A 20,009-nucleotide genomic window follows, 5' to 3' on the forward strand; every position below is an offset into this window, starting at 1 on the left:
GTCTTCCAGCAGCCACAACGGGCTGGCACGCCGCAAATCACCATCCTCGGCCGCCTGAATTCGCTGGGGCATCCCCGTATCGGTCTTACCGTCGCCAAGAAAAACGTTAAGCGTGCGCATGAACGCAACCGGATCAAACGTCTGACGCGTGAAAGCTTCCGCTTACGCCAGCATGAACTGCCAGCAATGGATTTCGTGGTGGTGGCGAAGAAGGGGGTTGCTGACCTCGATAACCGTGCTCTCACGGAAGCGTTGGAAAAACTATGGCGCCGCCACTGTCGCCTGGCTCACGGCTCCTGATAGCCCTCATCCGGGTATATCAGCGCCTGATCAGTCCGCTGCTTGGGCCGCACTGTCGTTTCACACCGACCTGTTCGCAATATGGAATTGAGGCATTGCGCAGGTTCGGGGTGATAAAAGGCAGTTGGTTGACGGTGAAACGCGTATTAAAATGCCACCCTTTACACCCGGGTGGTGACGACCCCGTCCCGCCAGGACCTTTTAATACCAGAGAACACTAACGATGGATTCGCAACGCAATCTTTTTGTCATCGCTTTGTTGTTCGTGTCTTTCATGATCTGGCAAGCCTGGGAGCAGGATAAAAATCCTCAGCCTCAGACGCAGCAGACCACGCAGACTACGACCACCGCAGCGGGTAGTGCCGCAGACCAGGGCGTACCGGCCAGTGGCCAGGGGAAACTCATTACCGTTAAGACCGACGTGCTGGAGCTGGTCATCAACACCCGTGGTGGTGATGTTGAGCAGGCCCTGCTGTTGGGCTACCCGAAAGAGCTGAAGTCTACCGAGCCGTTCCAGCTGCTGGAAACCACGCCAGAGTTCATCTATCAGGCACAGAGCGGCCTGACCGGTCGTGACGGCCCGGATAACCCGGCAAACGGCGCGCGTCCGCTGTATAACGTCAACAGCGACACCTTTGTGATGGCCGACGGCCAGAACGAGCTGGCGATCCCGCTGACCTACACCGACGCGGCAGGCAACACCTTCACCAAAACCTTCACCCTGAAACGCGGTGATTATGCGGTGAGCGTGGGCTACAACGTGGCGAACAGCAGCGCGAAGCCGCTGGAGATCTCCACCTTTGGCCAGCTGAAGCAGTCCATCAATCTGCCAGCCCATCGTGATACCGGCAGCAGCAACTTTGCTCTGCATACCTTCCGCGGTGCGGCCTACTCTACGCCGGACGAGAAGTACGAAAAATACAAATTCGATACTATCGCCGACAATGAGAACCTGAACGTCTCCTCTAACGGCGGCTGGGTCGCCATGCTGCAGCAGTACTTTGCCACCGCATGGATCCCGCGTAGCGACGTCGCAAACAACTTCTATACCGCTAACCTGGGCAACGGCGTAGCTGCTATCGGCTACAAATCTGCGCCGGTACTGGTACAGCCTGGCCAGACCGCTGCGCTGACCAGCACCCTGTGGGTCGGCCCGGAAATTCAGGACAAGATGGCTGCCGTTGCACCGCATCTGGACCTGACCGTGGACTACGGCTGGCTGTGGTTTATCTCTCAGCCGCTGTTCAAGCTGCTGAAGTGGATCCATAGCTTCCTGGGCAACTGGGGCTTCTCCATCATCATCATCACCTTTATCGTTCGTGGCATCATGTACCCGCTGACCAAGGCGCAGTACACCTCCATGGCGAAGATGCGTATGCTGCAGCCGAAGATTCAGGCTATGCGTGAGCGTCTGGGCGATGACAAACAGCGTCAGAGCCAGGAGATGATGGCTCTGTATAAAGCTGAGAAGGTTAACCCGCTGGGCGGCTGCTTACCGCTGGTTATCCAGATGCCTATCTTCCTTGCGCTGTACTACATGCTGATGGGCTCCATTGAGCTGCGCCATGCGCCGTTCGCCCTGTGGATCCATGACCTGTCTGCACAGGACCCGTACTACATCCTGCCGATCCTGATGGGCGTAACGATGTTCTTCATCCAGAAGATGTCGCCGACCACCGTGACCGACCCGATGCAGCAGAAGATCATGACCTTTATGCCGGTCATCTTTACGGTCTTCTTCCTGTGGTTCCCGTCTGGTCTGGTGCTGTACTATATCGTCAGCAACCTGGTGACCATTCTGCAGCAGCAGCTGATCTACCGCGGTCTGGAGAAGCGTGGCCTGCATAGCCGCGAGAAGAAGAGCTCCTAATACGCTTCATTCTTTAGACAAGGCGGTCAAATGACCGCCTTTTTTATTTTGAAATTTCGGAAAACTATCATGAGCCATAACGACACTATCGTCGCCCAGGCAACCCCACCGGGACGCGGTGGTGTGGGCATTCTGCGCATCTCTGGCCTCAAGGCCCGCGAGGTGGCGCAGGCCGTGCTGGGCAAGCTGCCAAAATCGCGCTACGCCGACTACCTGCCGTTTAACGACGCGGACGGCACGGCGCTGGACCAGGGCATCGCCCTCTGGTTCCCCGGCCCGAACTCCTTTACCGGCGAGGACGTGCTTGAGCTGCAGGGACACGGCGGGCCGGTGATCCTCGACCTGCTGTTAAAGCGCATCCTCACCCTGCCCGGCCTGCGCATCGCTCGTCCCGGCGAGTTTTCCGAACGCGCGTTTCTCAACGACAAGCTGGACCTCGCCCAGGCCGAGGCGATTGCCGATCTGATCGATGCCAGCTCCGAGCAGGCCGCACGCTCGGCGCTGAACTCCCTGCAGGGGGCATTCTCCACCCGCGTTAACCATCTGGTGGAAGCACTTACTCACCTGCGCATCTACGTAGAGGCCGCAATTGACTTCCCCGACGAGGAGATCGACTTCCTCTCCGATGGCAAAATCGAAGCGCAGCTTAACAATGTGATGAACGATCTCGAGGCCGTAAGGGCGGAAGCGCGCCAGGGCAGCCTGCTGCGTGAGGGAATGAAGGTGGTCATCGCCGGTCGCCCGAACGCCGGGAAATCGAGCCTGCTGAACGCGCTGGCCGGACGCGAAGCGGCCATCGTCACCGATATCGCCGGTACTACCCGCGACGTGCTGCGCGAGCATATCCACATCGACGGGATGCCGCTGCATATCATCGATACCGCCGGGCTGCGCGACGCCAGCGACGAGGTAGAGCGCATCGGCATTGAGCGCGCCTGGCAGGAGATCGAGCAGGCCGACCGGGTGCTGTTTATGGTCGATGGCACCACCACCGACGCCGTAGACCCGGCGGATATCTGGCCGGACTTTATCGCCCGTCTGCCTGCGAAGCTGCCGATCACCGTGGTACGTAATAAAGCCGATCTGACCGGCGAGACGCTGGGTATCAGCGAGGTGAATGGTCACTCACTGGTTCGCCTCTCCGCCTACACCGGCGAAGGCATAGACGTCCTGCGTAATCATCTCAAGCAGAGCATGGGCTTTGATACGCAAATGGAGGGCGGCTTCCTGGCCCGCCGTCGCCACTTGCAGGCGCTGGAGCTGGCGGCTGAGCATTTACAGCAGGGTAAAGCGCAGCTGCTGGGCGCATGGGCGGGCGAACTGCTGGCGGAAGAGCTGCGTCTGGCCCAGCAGAACCTGAGCGAGATCACCGGCGAGTTTACCTCCGACGATCTGTTAGGACGGATCTTCTCGAGTTTCTGTATTGGGAAGTAAACGTTATATGGATACGTGAAGAGTTGTTAACCCGCATTGACTGGTGTTGATGCGGGTTTTTTAATATCTCCCTAGTCATCGCCCAGTTTGAAAATAATCCTCCCTGTCCCCATTTTAGTTTCTGAATCTTGTGAAAACTGTTTTACCGATATATCACCATCGTCAGACAAACGAGGAAATCCTGGCCTGAATGTAATTCTAATTACACACGATGAATATTCCCCTGCTTTATTCTTCTGACCTGCTACGCCAAAGCCACCCTCCAGAACAGCTTTTATCATCCACACAGATGATTCACTATCGTAAAGGATATCAACCCGATCGCCTATCTCGATTCCTGTTGTATCCATTGCACTTCGACTGATTCTGAATCCCAGCTCAACAGAGCCAGCAGTGCGTCTGCGCTGAGTAACAGTGACATAGTTACTTTGTACCACACGGCCGCTTTTCGCTGCCATTGTAGATAAAGATACGAAAGCCATAAAAACCTCTTAAGATATTTGTTTAATCGCATTGTACGACCAATTAATTTGCAATGACAATTATTTTTGTGTGGTTTTTATCCCGTAAATTCACATTGATTTTACCTACACCGATAAACTTAAAATTTATCCGCGCCTGAATCCCGCACTAAAAAATATAAGTAAACGCTTACCAATTTGTATTTTATATAATTAAGTCTCACTGATTGTTAAGTTTCTAAATATTATAAAAAGTATATAAAGAGCATTGATAGGGGGAGCTTATGCCATAGCAAAGGCGCTGACGCGTGTCGCTTGCTTCTTCCCGCGCCTTACCCGAATTGTAAAAGTCCCGCAGAGTCCTTTTTACCCCCTTTTTTCCGTGTTAAAACCTGCACACAATAGGCAATACTGCTTTACCATTGCTAGCGGGCTAACCATTATCAAGGAGTGAAAAATGGCGACACATTTTGCAAGAGGGATCCTTACCGATGGACAGCTGGTCTCCGTCCGCCTGCCTGCATCCTGTCACGATCGGGCCCGGACGCTGCCGGAACATCACCGCACCCGCTATTTAGCCTCCCGGGCTCTGCTCGCCGAACTGGTATTTATGCTCTACGGTTTAAGCGAGCTACCTGAAATCATCATCCAGTCCAATGGCCGCCCGGTCTTTGCCGATCGCAGCCTACCCCACTTTTCATTGGCCTATGCCGGAAATATGGTCGGCGTGGCGATCGCCACCAGCGGTATCTGCGGTCTGGATATGGAGTTGCAGCGGGCAACCCGCAGCTTTCACACGCCTCATGCCCCGGAGCGCCAAATCTTCAACAGCAACGAAAGGCTGTGGATCAACAACCAGAGCGATCCCAACGAGGCGCAGGCACAAATCATCACCCTGCGGCAGAGCGTGCTAAAGATGGCCGGCCAGCCCCAGGACACATCGGGTTTTCTACAGCTGCTGCCCGGCTCCGGCAAGCTGCGCGCGGCGCAGCCTGAACCCGTTGAGGCGCTCTGCGATGCGGAGGACGTGCTAATCTGGTCAGTGGCGGTTTCACCCGCTATTGAAAGCCTGAAGATTTGGGAGTTTGATACGAAGCGGGGCTGGCGCTGCCTGTCGGATATACAAACCCGAGCGAACAATCCCGCCACCCGCCTGATGCGTTTTACCAGCCTGCCTGCGTAACTCGCTTCACTACACTTATCGGTAAGGAGTAAAGATGTCTGATTCACTGCACGTCGTTACGTTACTTGGCAGCCTGCGCAAAGGCTCATTCAATGCGATGGTAGCCCGCACGCTGCCAAAGGTTTCGCCAGAAGGCATGACGGTGGCACCGCTGCCAACCATTGCCGACATCCCGCTGTACGATGCCGATATCCAGCAGGAAGAGGGCTTTCCGCAGAGCGTTGAGTCCATTGCCGAGCAGATCCGCAACGCCGATGGCGTGGTAATTGTGACGCCGGAATATAACTACTCCGTACCGGGCGGCCTGAAGAACGCTATCGACTGGCTGTCACGTCTGCCTGCGCAGCCGCTGGCAGGTAAGCCGGTGCTGATCCAGACCAGCTCTATGGGCGCAATCGGCGGCGCACGCTGCCAGTATCATCTGCGACAGATTCTGGTATTCCTCGACGCGATGGTAATGAACAAGCCGGAGTTTATGGGCGGGGTGATCCAGAACAAGGTGGATCCGCAGACGGGCGAAGTTATCGATCAGAGCACGCTGGACCATCTGACCGGCCAGCTGACGGCGTTTGGTGATTACATCAAAAAAGTCCGGGCATAAAAAAAGCCCGGCAGCGCGAAGCCTGCCGGGCCAGTTTTTAGCGGTTAATGCGCGTCGATAAATACAATCTTCAGAACAAACAGCAGCGCAACGATAATCACGCACGGGCTGAGATCGCGGAAGCGCCCGGTACCGATCTTCATGATGCAGTAGGAGATAAAGCCCAGCGCGATCCCTTCGGTAATCGAGAAGCTGAACGGCATCATCACGGCGGTGATAAAGGCCGGCACGGCTTCGGTCAGATCGTCCCACTTCACGCGGGAGAGGCTGGAGGTCATCAGCACGCCGACGTAGATCAACGCACCCGCAGCAGCATACGGCGGTACCATACCGGCCAGCGGCGACAGGAAAATCACCAGCAGGAACAGCACACCGACCACTACGGCGGTGAGGCCGGTGCGCCCGCCGACGGAGACGCCGGAAGAGGACTCAATATAGGCGGTGACCGACGAGGTACCGATAAACGAGCCTGCTACGGAGGAGACGCTGTCAACAAACAGGGCCTGCTTCATGCGCGGGAACTTACCCTTCTCATCGGCCAGACCGGCTTTATCGGTGACACCAATCAGCGTCCCGGAGGAGTCGAACAGGTTGACCAGCATAAACGAGAAGATCACGCCTGCAAGGCCAAGGTTAAACGAGCCTGCAAGATCAACGTGGCCGACAACGCTGGTCACGCTCGGCGGCGCAGAGACAATTCCGCTGTAGTGCACATCACCCAGCCACCAGCCCAGCAGGGTAGTTACCACGATAGAGACCAGCACCGCCGCATGGACGTTACGCGAGGCCAGAATGGCGATGATAAAGAAGCCCAGCACGCCCAGCAGCACGCTGTGGGAGGTCAGGTTGCCGATGGTCACCAGCGTCTCTGGGTTCGCCACAATCACGCCCGCATTTTTCAGACCCATCATACCGATGAACAGACCGATACCGCTGGTGATACCGACGCGCAGGCTCACCGGGATATTAGCAATCATCCAGTAGCGGACGCGGAAGATAGTTAGCAGCAGCAGGCCAATAGCGCCCCAGAAGATAGCGCCCATCCCCACCTGCCACGGCAGGCCCATTGCGCCAACCACCACAAAGGCGAAGAAGGCGTTCAGCCCCATCGCGGGCGCAAGCGCCACCGGCAGGTTAGCAAAAAGTCCCATCAGGATGCTGCCAAAGGCGGCGATCAGACAGGTGGTAACGAATACCGCGCTGGTATCCATGCCAGCAACACCCAGAATCTGTGGGTTAACAAAGACGATGTAGACCATCGTCAGGAAGGTGGTAAAACCGGCGATCACCTCGGTGCGTGCCGTGGTGCCATGCTCGCGCAGTTTAAACACGCGGTCGAGCAACCCCTGGCCCGTGGCCTGGGTAGTGTGTTGTTGGCTCATTATCTATTTCCGAACAGGGAAGGAAAATTCGTCGCTATCCTATACCAAAATGCGACAATGTTGACGGTTATCACACACTTTTTTTCATTGATTTTGCTTATACGGCATCGATTGCGCGGAGAAATCTGCGTTAAGTAAACGTTAAACTTGCAATAAACAGGAAACAGCATGTCCCAAATAGAAGCGATTTTTTTCGACTGTGATGGCACGCTGGTCGACAGCGAGGTGATCTGTTCCCGCGCGTACGTGCATATGTTTGCGCAGTTTGGTATTTCGCTCGATCTGGCGGAGATTTTTAAGCGCTTTAAGGGCGTTAAGCTGTACGAAATTATCGACATTATTAACGCCGAGCATGGCGTTAATCTGGCCAAAGCGGAGCTGGAGCCGATCTACCGCGCCGAGGTCGCGCGCCTGTTCGATGCCGAGCTGGAGATTATTGCCGGGGCGGATGCGCTGCTGGCGTCCGTCAGCGTGCCGATGTGCGTGGTTTCGAACGGCCCGGTCAGCAAAATGCAGCACTCTCTCGGCAAGCTTGGGATGCTGCACCACTTCCCGGATCTGCTCTTCAGCGGCTACGACATTCAGCGTTGGAAGCCAGACCCGGCCCTGATGTTCCATGCCGCCAGCGCGCTGGACGTCGATCCGACGAAGTGCATTCTGGTGGATGACTCTGCGGCAGGCGCGCAGTCGGGTATTGATGCGGGGATGGAGGTGTTCTACTTCTGTGCCGATCCGCACAACCAGCCGATCGACCACCCGAAGGTGACGGCCTTTACCGATCTGGCCCAGTTACCAGAACTCTGGAAAGCACGTGGCTGGAACGTCACTGAGAAATAAACGTAGGCCGGATAAGCGTCAGCGCCATCCGGCGAATTGCCCGGTGGCGCAGGCTTACCGGGCCTACAAAAACAACAGAAGCGACAAAGCAGGTTACTCTTTCGGGTCTTTCCCGGCGAGCAGCTTGTCCAGCTCGTCGCCGCCAACGTGGCGGAAATCCTGGCCCTTCACGAAGTAGAAGATGTATTCGCAGATGTTCTGGCAGCGGTCGCCGATACGCTCGATAGAGCGAGCGCAGAATAGCGCGGTCAGTACGCTTGGGATGGTACGTGAATCTTCCATCATGTAGGTCATCAGCTGACGCACAATGCCTTCATACTCCTGATCCACCTTCTTGTCTTCACGGTAGATACGCACCGCTTCATCAAGATCCATCCGCGCAAAGGCATCCAGCACGTCGTGCAGCATCTGCACCGTATGGCGGCCCAGCGACTCCAGGCTCACCAGCAGGGGCTGGTGCTGCTGAGAGAACTTCTCCAGCGCCGTGCGGCAGATTTTATCCGCGACGTCACCGATACGCTCCAGCTCGGCGATGGTTTTGATGATCGCCATCACCAGACGCAGGTCGCTCGCCGTCGGCTGACGCTTGGCGATAATGCGCACGCAGGCCTCGTCGATCGCCACTTCCATCATGTTGACCTGATGGTCACCGGCTACAACACGCTTGGCCAGCTCGCTGTCTTGATTATGCATGGCGGTGATCGCGTCGGAGAGCTGCTGCTCTACCATCCCGCCCATGGTCATCACCTGGGTGCGGATGCTCTCCAGCTCGGCGTTAAACTGGCCGGAGATATGTTTATTAAGGTTTAAATTGTCCATCAATCCTCCAGATGCCCAAAAGATTTCTGGCTGTAGCAAGGCGGCAACTGAGCGAGTCCCCGGGAGCGTAGATAACTACGTGACCGGGGTGAGCGAAGGCAGCCAACGCGGGTACAGCCTGAAAGATGAAGGGCATTCAGCCGTAGCGGCCAGTTATATAATCTTCTGTTTGTTTCTTCGCGGGTTTGGTGAACAGATCGTCCGTGTTGCTGAACTCAATCAACTCGCCCAGATACATAAAGGCCGTATGGTCGGAGCAACGCGCAGCCTGCTGCATGTTGTGGGTCACGATCACTACGGTGTAATCCTGCTTCAGCTCGGTGATCAGCTCTTCAATACGCCCGGTAGAGATAGGGTCGAGGGCTGAACAGGGCTCATCCAGCAGCAGCACTTCTGGACGAATGGCGATACCGCGCGCAATGCACAGACGCTGCTGCTGACCACCGGAGAGAGAGTACCCGCTCTGGTGCAGTTTATCTTTGGTTTCGTTCCAGAGTGCGGCCTTGGTCAACGCCCACTGCACGCGCTCGTCCATATCGGCGCGAGAGAGCTTCTCAAACAGGCGCACGCCGAAAGCGATGTTGTCATAGATAGACATCGGGAACGGCGTCGGCTTCTGGAAGACCATGCCAACCTTGGCGCGCAGCAGGGCGATATCCTGGCTGTGGGTGAGAATATTCTCGCCATCCAGCAGAATTTCACCCTCGGCGCGCTGCTCTGGATAGAGGGAGTACATTTTGTTAAAGGTACGCAGCAGGGTGGATTTACCGCAGCCTGACGGACCGATAAACGCCGTTACCTGATTCTTGGCGATATCCAGGTTGATGTTTTTCAGCGCGTGGAACTTCCCGTAGTAGAAGTTCAAATCGCGAACCTGAATCTTGCCGGAGGTGGTGTCAACCATACTCATTTACTCTTTTCCTCAATCGGGCGCGGCCGGGGCCACGCCGCCTAATTTTAACCGTTCTTCTTCGCGAAGATAACGCGAGCCAGGATGTTCAGCAGCAGCACGCACAGGGTAATCAGCAGTACGCCAGCCCAGGCCAACTGTTGCCACTCGGCAAACGGGCTCATGGCAAACTTAAATATGGTGACCGGCAGGTTCGCGATAGGCTGCATCATGTCCGTGCTCCAGAACTGATTGGAGAGGGAGGTGAAGAGCAGCGGTGCGGTTTCGCCAGCGATACGCGCCACCGCCAGCAGCACGCCGGTCAGGATGCCGGAGATAGAAGCCTTCAGCGTAATCGCGGAGATCATCTTCCACTTCGGCGTACCCAGCGCGTAGGCGGCTTCACGCAGGCTATCCGGAACCAGCTTCAGCATGTTCTCGGTGGTGCGGATAACAATCGGCACCTGCAGCAGCGCCAGCGCAATCACGCCTGCCCAGCCGGAGAAGTGCTCCATCTGTGCCACCACGATGGTGTAGACAAACAGGCCCACTACGATAGAGGGCGCGGAGAGCAGAATATCGTTAATAAAACGGATCACCTCTGCCAGCCACGACTTACGCCCGTACTCGGCAAGGTAGATGCCCGCCATAATGCCAAGCGGGGTACCAAACACGGTTGCCCAGAGGATCAGCAGGCCGCTGCCCGCCAGGGCGTTTGCCAGCCCACCGCCTGCGGTGTTCGGCGGCGGCGTCATCTCAGTAAACAGCGCCAGCGACATACCGTCGATGCCGCGGGTCACGGTGGAGAAGAGGATCCAGATCAGCCAGAAGAGGCCAAACGCCATGGTTGCCAGCGACAGCGTTAGCGCGATGCGGTTTTTCATGCGGCGACGCGCCTGCATTTTACGGCGCGACTCGGCCAGCTCCATCGTGGTTTGCATTTCGAGCGTAGCCATTAGCGTGCCCCCTCGTTTTTCGCCAGACGCAGGATCATCACTTTCGAAATCGCCAGCACGATGAAGGTGATCACAAAGAGGATCAGGCCCAGCTCCATCAGCGCGGCGACGTGCAGCCCAGACTCCGCTTCGGCAAATTCGTTGGCCAGCGCAGAGGTGATGCTGTTGCCCGGCATATAGAGCGAGGCGCTGTCGAGCTGGTAGGTGTTACCGATGATAAAGGTTACCGCCATGGTTTCACCCAGCGCACGGCCCAGGCCAAGCATGACCCCGCCGATCACGCCGTTTTTGGTGAACGGCAGCACGATGCGCCAGATCACCTCCCAGGTGGTGCAGCCGATGCCGTAGGCCGACTCTTTCATCATCACCGGCGTCTGCTCGAATACGTCGCGCATTACCGAGGCAATGTACGGAATGATCATGATGGCGAGAATAATCCCCGCCGCGAGGATACCGATACCAAACGCCGGGCCGGAGAAGAGCGCGCCGACAAACGGAATGGCGGAGAGCACGTTGCCCACCGGCTCCTGGAAATAGGTGGCAAACAGCGGAGCGAAGATAAACAGCCCCCACATGCCGTAAACGATACTGGGGATAGCAGCGAGCAGCTCAATGGCGATACCCAGCGGACGCTTCAGCCAGCCGGGAGCCAGCTCCGTCAGAAACAGCGCGATACCAAAACTCACCGGAACGGCGATCAGCAGCGCGATAAAGGAGGTCACCAGCGTTCCGTAGATCGGCACCAGCGCGCCGTAGATATCGTTCGGGGCGTCCCACTCTTTGGTCCACAGGAAGGAGAAACCAAATTTCTGGATGCTTGGCCAGGAGGAGACAATCAGCGAGATGATGATGCCGCCGAGCAGCAATAGCACAATCAGCGCAGCCAGTTTGACCAGCGCGCCGAAGATCATGTCACCTTGTTTACCCGGTGGGTTAAAAGCAGGCTTGGTTGCAGCCATAAATTACTCTTCTGTTATGTACGTCTTACGAATTTGCCCGGTGGCGCGAACGCTTACCGGGCCTACAGTTTTCATCCGTAGGGCGGGAAGCCTACGCCACCCGCCATCTTCGTCAAAAAGATCCTGTTAGTACAGCGCTTTACCGCTGCTGTCTTTCACATTGGTTTTCCACGCGGCACGAACCTGCTCAACCACGCTGTCCGGCAGGGTTGCATAATCCAGATCGTTAGCCTGTTTTGCACCGTCTTTATATGCCCAGTCGAAGAACTTCAGCACTTCAGCGCCCTGCTCAGGTTTCTTCTGCTCTTTGTGGATCAGGATGAAGGTGGTGGAGGTGATTGGCCACGCGTCGTCACCCTTCTGGTTAGTCAGGTCCTGAGCGAAGCTTTTGCTCCAGTCCACGCCTTTCGCGGCGTTAGAGAAGCTCTCTTCGGTCGGGGAAACCGGTTTGCCATCGGCAGAGATCAGCTTGGTGTAGGCCAGATTGTTCTGCTTAGCATAGGCGTACTCAACGTAGCCGATAGAGCCAGGCAGACGCTGTACGAACGCGGCGATACCGTCGTTACCTTTACCGCCCAGACCGGTCGGCCAGTTCACGGTAGAGCCAGAGCCGATTTTTGATTTCCACTCTTCGTTCACTTTCGCCAGGTAGCTGGTGAAGACGAAGGAGGTACCGGAGCCGTCAGCACGACGCACTACGGCGATATTCTGTGAAGGCAGCTTCATGCCTGGGTTGAGCTTAGCGATCGCTTCGTCATCCCATTTTTTGATTTTGCCCAGGTAGATGTCACCCAGCGTTTTACCATCCAGCACCAGCTCACCAGATTTCACGCCCGGCAGGTTAACCGCCAGCACCACGCCACCGATAACGGTCGGGAACTGGAACAGGCCTTCCTGGTTCAGCTTCTCATCAGACAGCGGAGCATCAGATGCGCCAAAGTCCACGGTGTTAGCAGTGATCTGCTTCACGCCGCCGGAGGAGCCGATACCCTGGTAGTTAACTTTGCTACCGGTCTCTTTCTGATAGGTATCCGCCCATTTGGCATACACTGGCGCTGGGAAGGTTGCACCCGCGCCGGTCAGGCTTGCCGCTGCGTTAACAGCGAAAGCGCTCAGGGATAAGGTCGCGGCGACAACAGTAGCGACAGTGGTACGCATGACTTTCATAATGTCTCCTGAGGGATCGTAAATCGTTGTTTGGTTTCTACGATATGCAAAATAGGACAACCAGGTGACAGTTAAATGTACGTATTATGACATTTTTATGACAGGCACTTATTTGACTGAAAATAGTCTATGGATTGTTTAAAAATAGCACAACGAGGAGAGACGTCCCGCCGATAACGACGGGACGTAAGAGGAAGATTACTCTACGGTTACAGACTTCGCGAGGTTACGCGGCTGGTCAACGTCGGTGCCTTTAATAAGCGCGACGTGGTAGGCCAGCAGCTGTAGCGGCACGGTGTAGAAGATCGGCGCAATCACCTCTTCCACATGCGGCAGCTCGATGATGTGCATGTTATCGCTGCTGGTGAAACCGGAATCCTGACCAGCGAAGACATAGAGCACACCGCTACGGGCGCGAACTTCTTCGATGTTGGACTTCAGTTTTTCCAGCAGTTCGTTGTTAGGTGCCACAACGATAACCGGCATATCGGCGTCAATCAGCGCCAGCGGGCCGTGTTTCAGCTCGCCTGCGGCATAGGCTTCCGCGTGAATGTAGGAGATCTCTTTCAGCTTCAGCGCGCCTTCCAGCGCGATAGGGTACTGATCGCCACGGCCAAGGAACAGGGCGTGGTGCTTCTCAGAGAAGTCCTCTGCCAGCGCTTCAATGCGTTTATCCTGGGAGAGCATCTGCTCGATACGGTTCGGCAGCGCCTGCAGGCCATGCACGATATCCTGCTCGATAGAGGCATCCAGACCTTTCAGGCGGCTCAGCTTCGCCACCAGCATCAGCAGCACGGTGAGCTGGGTGGTGAAGGCCTTGGTGGAGGCCACGCCGATCTCGGTTCCGGCGTTGGTCATCAGCGCCAGGTCGGACTCACGCACCAGCGAGGAGCCAGGCACGTTACAGATTGCCAGCGAACCGAGGTAGCCCAGCTCTTTAGAGAGGCGCAGCGCGGCCAGAGTATCCGCCGTCTCTCCGGACTGGGAGAGGGTGATCATCAGGCTGTTGCGGCGCACGGCAGATTTGCGGTAGCGGAACTCAGAGGCGATTTCCACATCGCAAGGGATGCCAGCCAGTGATTCAAACCAGTAGCGAGACACCATCCCGGAGTTGTAGGAGGTACCGCAGGCGATAATCTGGATATGCTCAACCTGAGAGAGCATCTCGTTGGCTTTCTCGCCCAGCTCGCTGAGGTCGATCTCGCCGTGGCTGATACGCCCGGTCAGGGTGTTTTTAATCGCGTTCGGCTGCTCGTAGATCTCTTTCTGCATGTAGTGGCGGTAGATACCTTTATCGCCAGCGTCATATTGCAGGTTGGATTCGATGTCCGGACGTTTCACTTCGTGGCCTGAACGATCGAATACCACGACGCTACGGCGGGTCACTTCCGCGATATCACCCTCTTCGAGGAAGATAAAGCGGCGGGTCACCGGCAGCAGGGCCAGCTGATCGGAGGCGATGAAGTTTTCGCCCATGCCAAGGCCGATAACCAGCGGGCTACCGGAGCGGGCAGCCAGCAGAGTGTCAGGATCGCGGGTATCCATAATCACCGTACCGTACGCGCCGCGCAGCTGCGGGATAGTACGCAGAACGGCATCACGCAGAGAGCCGCCTTTAGCCAGCTCCCAGTGCACCAGGTGAGCGATCACTTCAGTATCGGTTTCGGAGACAAATTCATAGCCGCGCGATCTTAACTCTTCGCGCAGCGGTTCGTGGTTCTCAATAATGCCGTTATGCACCACCACGATATGTTCAGAGACATGCGGGTGAGCGTTGCCTTCAGACGGTTCACCGTGCGTTGCCCAACGGGTATGGGCAATACCGGTTCCGCCATGCAGCGGATGCTCTTCAGCTGCCTGAGAGAGCATCTGGACTTTACCGAGACGACGCAGGCGGGTCATATGCCCTTCACTGTCGACCACTGCCAGACCGGCAGAGTCATAGCCACGGTATTCGAGACGACGTAAGCCTTCGAGAAGGATTTCAGCAATATCACGCTGCGCAACTGCGCCAACAATTCCACACATAGTTAGATTTCCTGATTATGGCGTAAGCCATGCGTTGTCGGTCAACCTGCGTTACCCGTTTTCCGGGCGCCCCGAGCCTTGTAGAGAGTGGGGTTATATTTATAGCTACTGCTAGTGGGCGGGAGATCTATATTGACCTCCTCATCCCTGTTTGCCGGACGGCGTTGCCGCTTATCCGGCTTACAAAAAACGTTACTTCTTCTTGACCGGACGCTTCCAGCCCTTGATATGGGTCTGTTTCACACGGCTGATCACCAGCTCGTCCTCGGCCACATCACGGGTCACCGTGGTTCCCGCAGCGATGGTGACGCCGCTGGCCACGCTCACCGGGGCAATAAACTGCGAATCGGAGCCGACAAAAACATCGTCGCCGATAATGGTTTTATGCTTGTTGGCACCATCGTAGTTACAGGTGATGGTCCCTGCGCCGATGTTAACGTTGTCGCCAATCTCCGCGTCGCCGAGATAGGTGAGATGTCCTGCCTTCGAGCCTTTGCCCAGACGCGCCTTTTTCATCTCAACGAAGTTGCCTACGTGCGCGCCGGCCAGCAGCTCCGCGCCTGGGCGCAGACGGGCAAACGGGCCGATGGTGCAGGCGGCTTCCAGGGTGGCATCTTCTACCACGCTGTAGGGGCTGATTTCGCAGTCGTCACCGATGATGCTATTTTTGATCACACAGCCCGCGCCGATTTTAACTCGGCTACCCAGCGTGACGTTACCTTCCAGAATAACGTTGGTGTCGATCTCGATGTCACGACCATGGCTCAGCGTACCGCGCAGGTCAAAGCGTGCCGGATCGCGCAGCATAACGCCCGCCAGCAGCAGCTTCTCTGCCTGCTCGGCCTGATAGACGCGCTCAAGGCGTGCAAGCTGCAGGCGGTTGTTCACGCCCTCGACTTCGCTCAGGCGCTGCGGATGCACCGCCGCGATCTCACGTCCTTCCAGGTAAGCCAGCTCGATAATGTCGGTGATGTAGTATTCACCCTGTGCATTATCGTTGGTGAGCTTGCCCAGCCAGCGCTTCAGATCCGCACCGTTGGCAATCAGGATCCCGGTATTAATCTCTTGAATCTTGTGCTGTTCAGGCGTCGCGTCTTTGTGCTCAACGATGCCGGTTACCTTCCCATCTTCACGGGTGATACGGCCATAGCCGGTGGGATCGTCAAGTTTCACGGTTAACAGCCCGATGCCGCCCTGCGGTTTTGCATCACGCAGGCGCTGCAGTGTCTCAACGGAGATCAGCGGTACGTCGCCGTAGAGCATCAGGATATCTTCGTCGTCGGCGAAGCCAGGGGCTGCCTGCTGCATAGCATGGCCCGTGCCCAGCTGTTCCGCCTGCAGGACCCAGTTCAGGTTATCGTCACGCAGCGTCTGTTTAAGCAGATCGCCACCGTGGCCGTAGACCAGATGAACCCGGCTGGCGCCTAGATTATTTGCGGCATCAATGACATGCTGTACCATCGCTTTTCCGGCGAGAGTATGAAGCACTTTAGGAAGATCCGAATACATACGGGTTCCCTTGCCAGCGGCAAGGATCACCACGCTCATGCTACTGTTTAACATACGCGTCCTGACTCTCATTTGAAGAAGAATTTTTACCTTTCGCCGTTGAAAATACTACATTTTTTTCAACGTGAAATGGGGTGCGTATAAAACATGCGATCGGCCGCTTTTATCCGCTTTTATTCCCCTGGTTTGACCCATCATAAAACGAATTACCGCATAACGCGTACATATTGCTGTGTCTTTACCCGCTATGCTGATGTTTTTACATTTCTTTCGCCTCTTGAATAAAGAGGGCACAGTAAATCAGCTGCCGCTTCGGCGCAAAGTGAGGGTGAGTATAAAGGGATCCGGCAGAGGAGAATCCAGGCCGATCGGGCGATATTTGTCTAAATAAAGAGAATAGAAGCAGGTATAAAAAAAGCCAGCCTGGAGACCAGACTGGCTTCGTACGTTCAAGCCGGTGTTACATCGCTTTTTTGGTCAACTCGATAACGCGCAGTTTCGCAATAGCTTTGGCCAGCTCCGCAGACGCCTGAGCGTAATCCACGTCGCCGTGCGAGCTCTTAATGTGCTCTTCTGCTTTACGCTTCGACTCCAGGGCTCGCGCTTCGTCGAGATCCTGGCCACGAATCGCGGTATCAGCCAGTACGGTCACGGTGCCCGGCTGTACTTCAAGTACGCCACCAGACAGATAGATAAACTCTTCATGACCGTGCTGTTTCACGATGCGGATCATACCAGGCTTAATGGCGGTGAGCAGCGGGGCGTGACCCGGGTAAATCCCCAGTTCACCTTCGCTACCCGTTACCTGGATTTTCTCGACCAGCCCAGAGAACATCTGTTGCTCTGCGCTGACCACGTCCAGGTGGTAAGTCATTGCCATATCACCCTCCGATTAAGGCGTTAAAGTTTTTTGGCTTTTTCCACGGCTTCGTCGATGGAACCCACCATGTAGAACGCCTGCTCCGGCAGGTGATCGTACTCGCCTTCCATAATGCCTTTAAAGCCACGGATAGTGTCTTTCAGGGAGACGTATTTGCCTGGAGAACCGGTAAATACTTCTGCCACGAAGAACGGCTGGGACAGGAAGCGCTGGATCTTACGTGCGCGTGCTACCACCAGTTTGTCTTCTTCAGACAGCTCATCCATACCGAGGATGGCGATGATGTCTTTCAGCTCCTGGTAACGCTGCAGGATAGACTGTACGCCACGCGCGGTGTCGTAGTGCTCCTGGCCAACCACCAGCGGATCCAGCTGACGGCTGGTAGAGTCCAGCGGGTCAACGGCCGGGTAGATACCCAGAGACGCAATCTGACGGCTCAGTACCACGGTTGCGTCAAGGTGCGCAAAGGTGGTTGCCGGAGACGGGTCAGTCAAGTCATCCGCAGGTACGTATACCGCCTGTACGGAGGTGATAGAACCGGTTTTGGTGGAGGTGATACGCTCCTGCAGAACGCCCATCTCTTCCGCCAGGGTCGGCTGGTAGCCTACCGCTGAAGGCATACGGCCCAGCAGTGCGGATACTTCCGTACCGGCCAGGGTGTAACGGTAGATGTTGTCAACGAACAGCAGAACGTCACGACCTTCGTCACGGAACTTCTCAGCCATGGTCAGGCCGGTCAGTGCAACGCGCAGACGGTTTCCCGGCGGCTCGTTCATCTGGCCGTACACCAGGGATACTTTGTCCAGAACGTTGGAGTCGGTCATCTCGTGGTAGAAGTCGTTACCCTCACGAGTACGCTCACCCACGCCTGCAAACACGGAGTAACCGGAGTGCTCGATCGCGATGTTACGGATCAGCTCCATCATGTTTACGGTTTTACCTACGCCCGCGCCGCCGAACAGGCCGACTTTACCGCCCTTGGCGAACGGACACATCAGGTCGATAACCTTGATGCCGGTTTCCAGCAGTTCCTGAGAGCTGGAGAGCTCTTCATAGGACGGTGCTGCGCGGTGGATAGCCCAACGCTCTTCTTCACCGATGTCGCCTTTCATATCGATCGGCTGACCCAGTACGTTCATGATACGACCCAGGGTCGCTTTACCTACCGGCACTTCGATCGGGTGCTCGAGATCCTGAACTTCCAGACCACGACGCAGACCGTCGGAAGAACCCATAGCGATGGTACGTACGATACCGCCGCCGAGCTGCTGCTGAACTTCCAGCACCAGACGCTCATTACCATTTGTCACTTCGAGGGCGTCGTACACGTTCGGTACGGCGTCCTGCGGGAACTCGACGTCCACCACGGCGCCGATTACCTGGACAACTTTTCCAGTAGCCATCTTGAATCCTCTACGAATTTCCTAAACCTGGTTAAACCGCAGACGCGCCACCGACGATTTCGGTGAGTTCCTGAGTTATGCTGGCCTGACGAGCTTTGTTGTAAACCAACTGCAACTCTTTAATCAGGCTACCGCCGTTATCGGTTGCGGCTTTCATCGCCACCATACGCGCGGCCTGCTCGCTGGCCAGGTTTTCTACAACACCCTGATACACCTGCGACTCGACGTAACGACGCAGCAGGGTATCCAGCAGCGCTTTCGGATCGGGTTCGTACAGGTAATCCCATGCTTTATGTTTCAGATCGTCATCCTCTGATGCCGGCAGCGGCAGCAGCTGGGTGATGGTCGGAGACTGGGACATGGTGTTGATAAATTTGTTACTGACGATGTAAAGCTTGTCCAGACGACCTTCGTCGTAGGCCTGCAACATCACTTTTACCGGGCCGATCAGTTCGGACAGGGAAGGGTTATCCCCCATGCCGGTTACCTGAGCAACAACGTTGCCGCCTACGGAGTTGAAGAACGAGACGCCCTTCGAGCCGATCATCGCGAGTTCGCTCTGAACGCCCTTATCGGACCACGCTTTCATATCCGCCAGCAGTTTTTTGAACAGGTTAATGTTCAAGCCACCGCACAGGCCACGGTCGGTAGACACCACCAGGTAGCCCACGCGCTTAACGTCGCGTTCTTCCAGGTAAGGGTGCTTATATTCCAGATTACCGTGTGCAAGGTGACCAATCACTTTGCGCATGGTGTCTGCATAAGGACGGCTGGCTGCCATTCTGTCCTGCGATTTACGCATTTTGGAAGCGGCGACCATCTCCATCGCTTTAGTGATCTTCTGCGTGTTCTGGACGCTTGCGATCTTACTACGTATCTCTTTTGCGCCGGCCATGAGCTTCTCCTCAATGCCTTGCGGTCTGCCCTAAGACAGACCGCCAGACGTTACCAGGACTGGGTTGCTTTGAAGGAATCGAGGATGCCTTTCAGCTTGCCTTCGATTTCGTCGTTATAGCCACCGGACTGGTTGATCTCTTGCATCAGCGGAGCGTGGTCACGGTCAACGTAAGCCAGCAGAGCGGCTTCGAAGCTACCGATTTTCGCCAGTTCCACATCTTCGAGGTAACCGCGTTCAGCCGCGAACAGCACCAGACCCTGCTGCGCAACAGACATTGGAGCGTACTGTTTCTGCTTCAGCAGCTCGGTCACTTTCTGACCGTGGCTCAGCTGTTTACGGGTTGCTTCATCCAGATCGGATGCGAACTGAGAGAACGCAGCCAGTTCACGATACTGTGCCAGCGCGGTACGGATACCACCGGACAGTTTCTTGA

General features: G+C 56.1%; 19 protein-coding genes and 1 pseudogene. 7 read left to right on the forward strand and 13 right to left on the reverse strand.

Annotated elements, in window-relative coordinates; all coding sequences use genetic code 11:
• The 4 genes from rnpA to mnmE form a co-directional block, all read left to right on the forward strand.
• Window positions 1-300 (forward strand): ribonuclease P protein component (rnpA, locus tag RTP97_RS19005; RefSeq protein WP_312416440.1); only part of this gene is annotated, 300 nt, incomplete at its 5' end.
• Entirely contained in the window at window positions 264-521 is a 258-nt protein-coding gene (gene yidD / locus RTP97_RS19010; RefSeq protein WP_015966614.1) for a membrane protein insertion efficiency factor YidD, read from the forward strand. The genes rnpA and yidD, both read left to right, overlap by 37 nt.
• A 2-nt stretch (window positions 522-523) precedes the next feature.
• Window positions 524-2,170 (forward strand): membrane protein insertase YidC, encoded by a 1,647-nt coding sequence (yidC, locus tag RTP97_RS19015; protein ID WP_312416444.1) that lies wholly within the window; start codon window positions 524-526, stop codon window positions 2,168-2,170.
• Window positions 2,171-2,239: 69 nt separating this feature from the next.
• The gene (mnmE, locus tag RTP97_RS19020; protein WP_312416446.1) at window positions 2,240-3,604 is read left to right on the forward strand and encodes a tRNA uridine-5-carboxymethylaminomethyl(34) synthesis GTPase MnmE; all 1,365 of its coding nucleotides are present in this window, start codon (window positions 2,240-2,242) and stop codon (window positions 3,602-3,604) included.
• A 71-nt stretch (window positions 3,605-3,675) separates the two neighbouring features.
• Here the strand turns inward: mnmE and RTP97_RS19025 are convergent, their stop codons facing one another.
• Window positions 3,676-4,086 carry a hypothetical protein gene (locus tag RTP97_RS19025; protein ID WP_312228238.1) on the reverse strand — a complete coding sequence of 137 codons (411 nt, stop codon included), beginning with the start codon at window positions 4,084-4,086 and terminating at the stop codon, window positions 3,676-3,678.
• 436 nt (window positions 4,087-4,522) lie between these two features.
• Between RTP97_RS19025 and RTP97_RS19030 the strand changes: the two genes are divergently transcribed.
• The gene (locus tag RTP97_RS19030; protein WP_312416448.1) at window positions 4,523-5,248 is read left to right on the forward strand and encodes a hypothetical protein; all 726 of its coding nucleotides are present in this window, start codon (window positions 4,523-4,525) and stop codon (window positions 5,246-5,248) included.
• A gap of 34 nt (window positions 5,249-5,282) precedes the next feature.
• The gene (locus tag RTP97_RS19035) at window positions 5,283-5,849 is read left to right on the forward strand and encodes an NADPH-dependent FMN reductase (protein ID WP_312416450.1); all 567 of its coding nucleotides are present in this window, start codon (window positions 5,283-5,285) and stop codon (window positions 5,847-5,849) included.
• A 44-nt stretch (window positions 5,850-5,893) separates the two neighbouring features.
• Here RTP97_RS19035 and adeP read toward each other — a convergent pair whose 3' ends face one another.
• Window positions 5,894-7,231 (reverse strand): adenine permease AdeP, encoded by a 1,338-nt coding sequence (gene adeP / locus RTP97_RS19040; RefSeq protein WP_312416452.1) that lies wholly within the window; start codon window positions 7,229-7,231, stop codon window positions 5,894-5,896.
• Window positions 7,232-7,399: 168 nt separating this feature from the next.
• Here adeP and yieH point away from each other — a divergent pair, with 168 nt between their 5' ends.
• A complete protein-coding gene (yieH, locus tag RTP97_RS19045; protein WP_312416454.1) occupies window positions 7,400-8,068 on the forward strand; it encodes a 6-phosphogluconate phosphatase in 669 nt (222 codons plus the stop codon).
• A gap of 93 nt (window positions 8,069-8,161) precedes the next feature.
• Here yieH and phoU read toward each other — a convergent pair whose 3' ends face one another.
• The 11 genes and pseudogenes from phoU to RTP97_RS19100 all read right to left on the reverse strand — a co-directional run.
• Window positions 8,162-8,887 carry a phosphate signaling complex protein PhoU gene (phoU, locus tag RTP97_RS19050; protein ID WP_042393573.1) on the reverse strand — a complete coding sequence of 242 codons (726 nt, stop codon included), beginning with the start codon at window positions 8,885-8,887 and terminating at the stop codon, window positions 8,162-8,164.
• 136 nt (window positions 8,888-9,023) lie between these two features.
• Window positions 9,024-9,797, reverse strand: coding sequence for a phosphate ABC transporter ATP-binding protein PstB (gene pstB / locus RTP97_RS19055; protein WP_103820582.1), 774 nt, complete (start codon window positions 9,795-9,797; stop codon window positions 9,024-9,026).
• A gap of 47 nt (window positions 9,798-9,844) precedes the next feature.
• Complete coding sequence (pstA, locus tag RTP97_RS19060; RefSeq protein ID WP_312416456.1) at window positions 9,845-10,732, reverse strand: phosphate ABC transporter permease PstA; 888 nt, start codon at window positions 10,730-10,732, stop codon at window positions 9,845-9,847.
• Window positions 10,732-11,691: a phosphate ABC transporter permease PstC gene (gene pstC, locus RTP97_RS19065; protein ID WP_103820584.1), complete on the reverse strand. Its 960-nt coding sequence runs from the start codon at window positions 11,689-11,691 to the stop codon at window positions 10,732-10,734. The genes pstA and pstC overlap by 1 nt, the downstream gene beginning before the upstream one ends.
• A gap of 126 nt (window positions 11,692-11,817) precedes the next feature.
• Window positions 11,818-12,858 (reverse strand): phosphate ABC transporter substrate-binding protein PstS, encoded by a 1,041-nt coding sequence (pstS, locus tag RTP97_RS19070; protein ID WP_312228249.1) that lies wholly within the window; start codon window positions 12,856-12,858, stop codon window positions 11,818-11,820.
• Between the two features lie 198 nt (window positions 12,859-13,056).
• A complete protein-coding gene (gene glmS / locus RTP97_RS19075) occupies window positions 13,057-14,886 on the reverse strand; it encodes a glutamine--fructose-6-phosphate transaminase (isomerizing) (protein WP_312416458.1) in 1,830 nt (609 codons plus the stop codon).
• A gap of 192 nt (window positions 14,887-15,078) precedes the next feature.
• Window positions 15,079-16,449 (reverse strand): bifunctional UDP-N-acetylglucosamine diphosphorylase/glucosamine-1-phosphate N-acetyltransferase GlmU, encoded by a 1,371-nt coding sequence (gene glmU / locus RTP97_RS19080; protein WP_312416459.1) that lies wholly within the window; start codon window positions 16,447-16,449, stop codon window positions 15,079-15,081.
• A gap of 406 nt (window positions 16,450-16,855) precedes the next feature.
• Entirely contained in the window at window positions 16,856-17,275 is a 420-nt protein-coding gene (locus RTP97_RS19085; RefSeq protein WP_103820588.1) for a F0F1 ATP synthase subunit epsilon, read from the reverse strand.
• A gap of 20 nt (window positions 17,276-17,295) precedes the next feature.
• On the reverse strand, window positions 17,296-18,678 hold the full coding sequence (atpD, locus tag RTP97_RS19090; RefSeq protein ID WP_042393505.1) for a F0F1 ATP synthase subunit beta: 1,383 nt from the start codon (window positions 18,676-18,678) through the stop codon (window positions 17,296-17,298).
• Window positions 18,679-18,709: 31 nt separating this feature from the next.
• The gene (gene atpG, locus RTP97_RS19095; protein ID WP_042393507.1) at window positions 18,710-19,573 is read right to left on the reverse strand and encodes a F0F1 ATP synthase subunit gamma; all 864 of its coding nucleotides are present in this window, start codon (window positions 19,571-19,573) and stop codon (window positions 18,710-18,712) included.
• A gap of 50 nt (window positions 19,574-19,623) precedes the next feature.
• A pseudogene (locus RTP97_RS19100) lies at window positions 19,624-20,009 on the reverse strand (F0F1 ATP synthase subunit alpha); the annotation flags it as partial.

The sequence above is a fragment of the Pseudescherichia sp. genome, from assembly GCF_031998825.1.
Lineage (GTDB): Bacteria > Pseudomonadota > Gammaproteobacteria > Enterobacterales > Enterobacteriaceae > Pseudescherichia.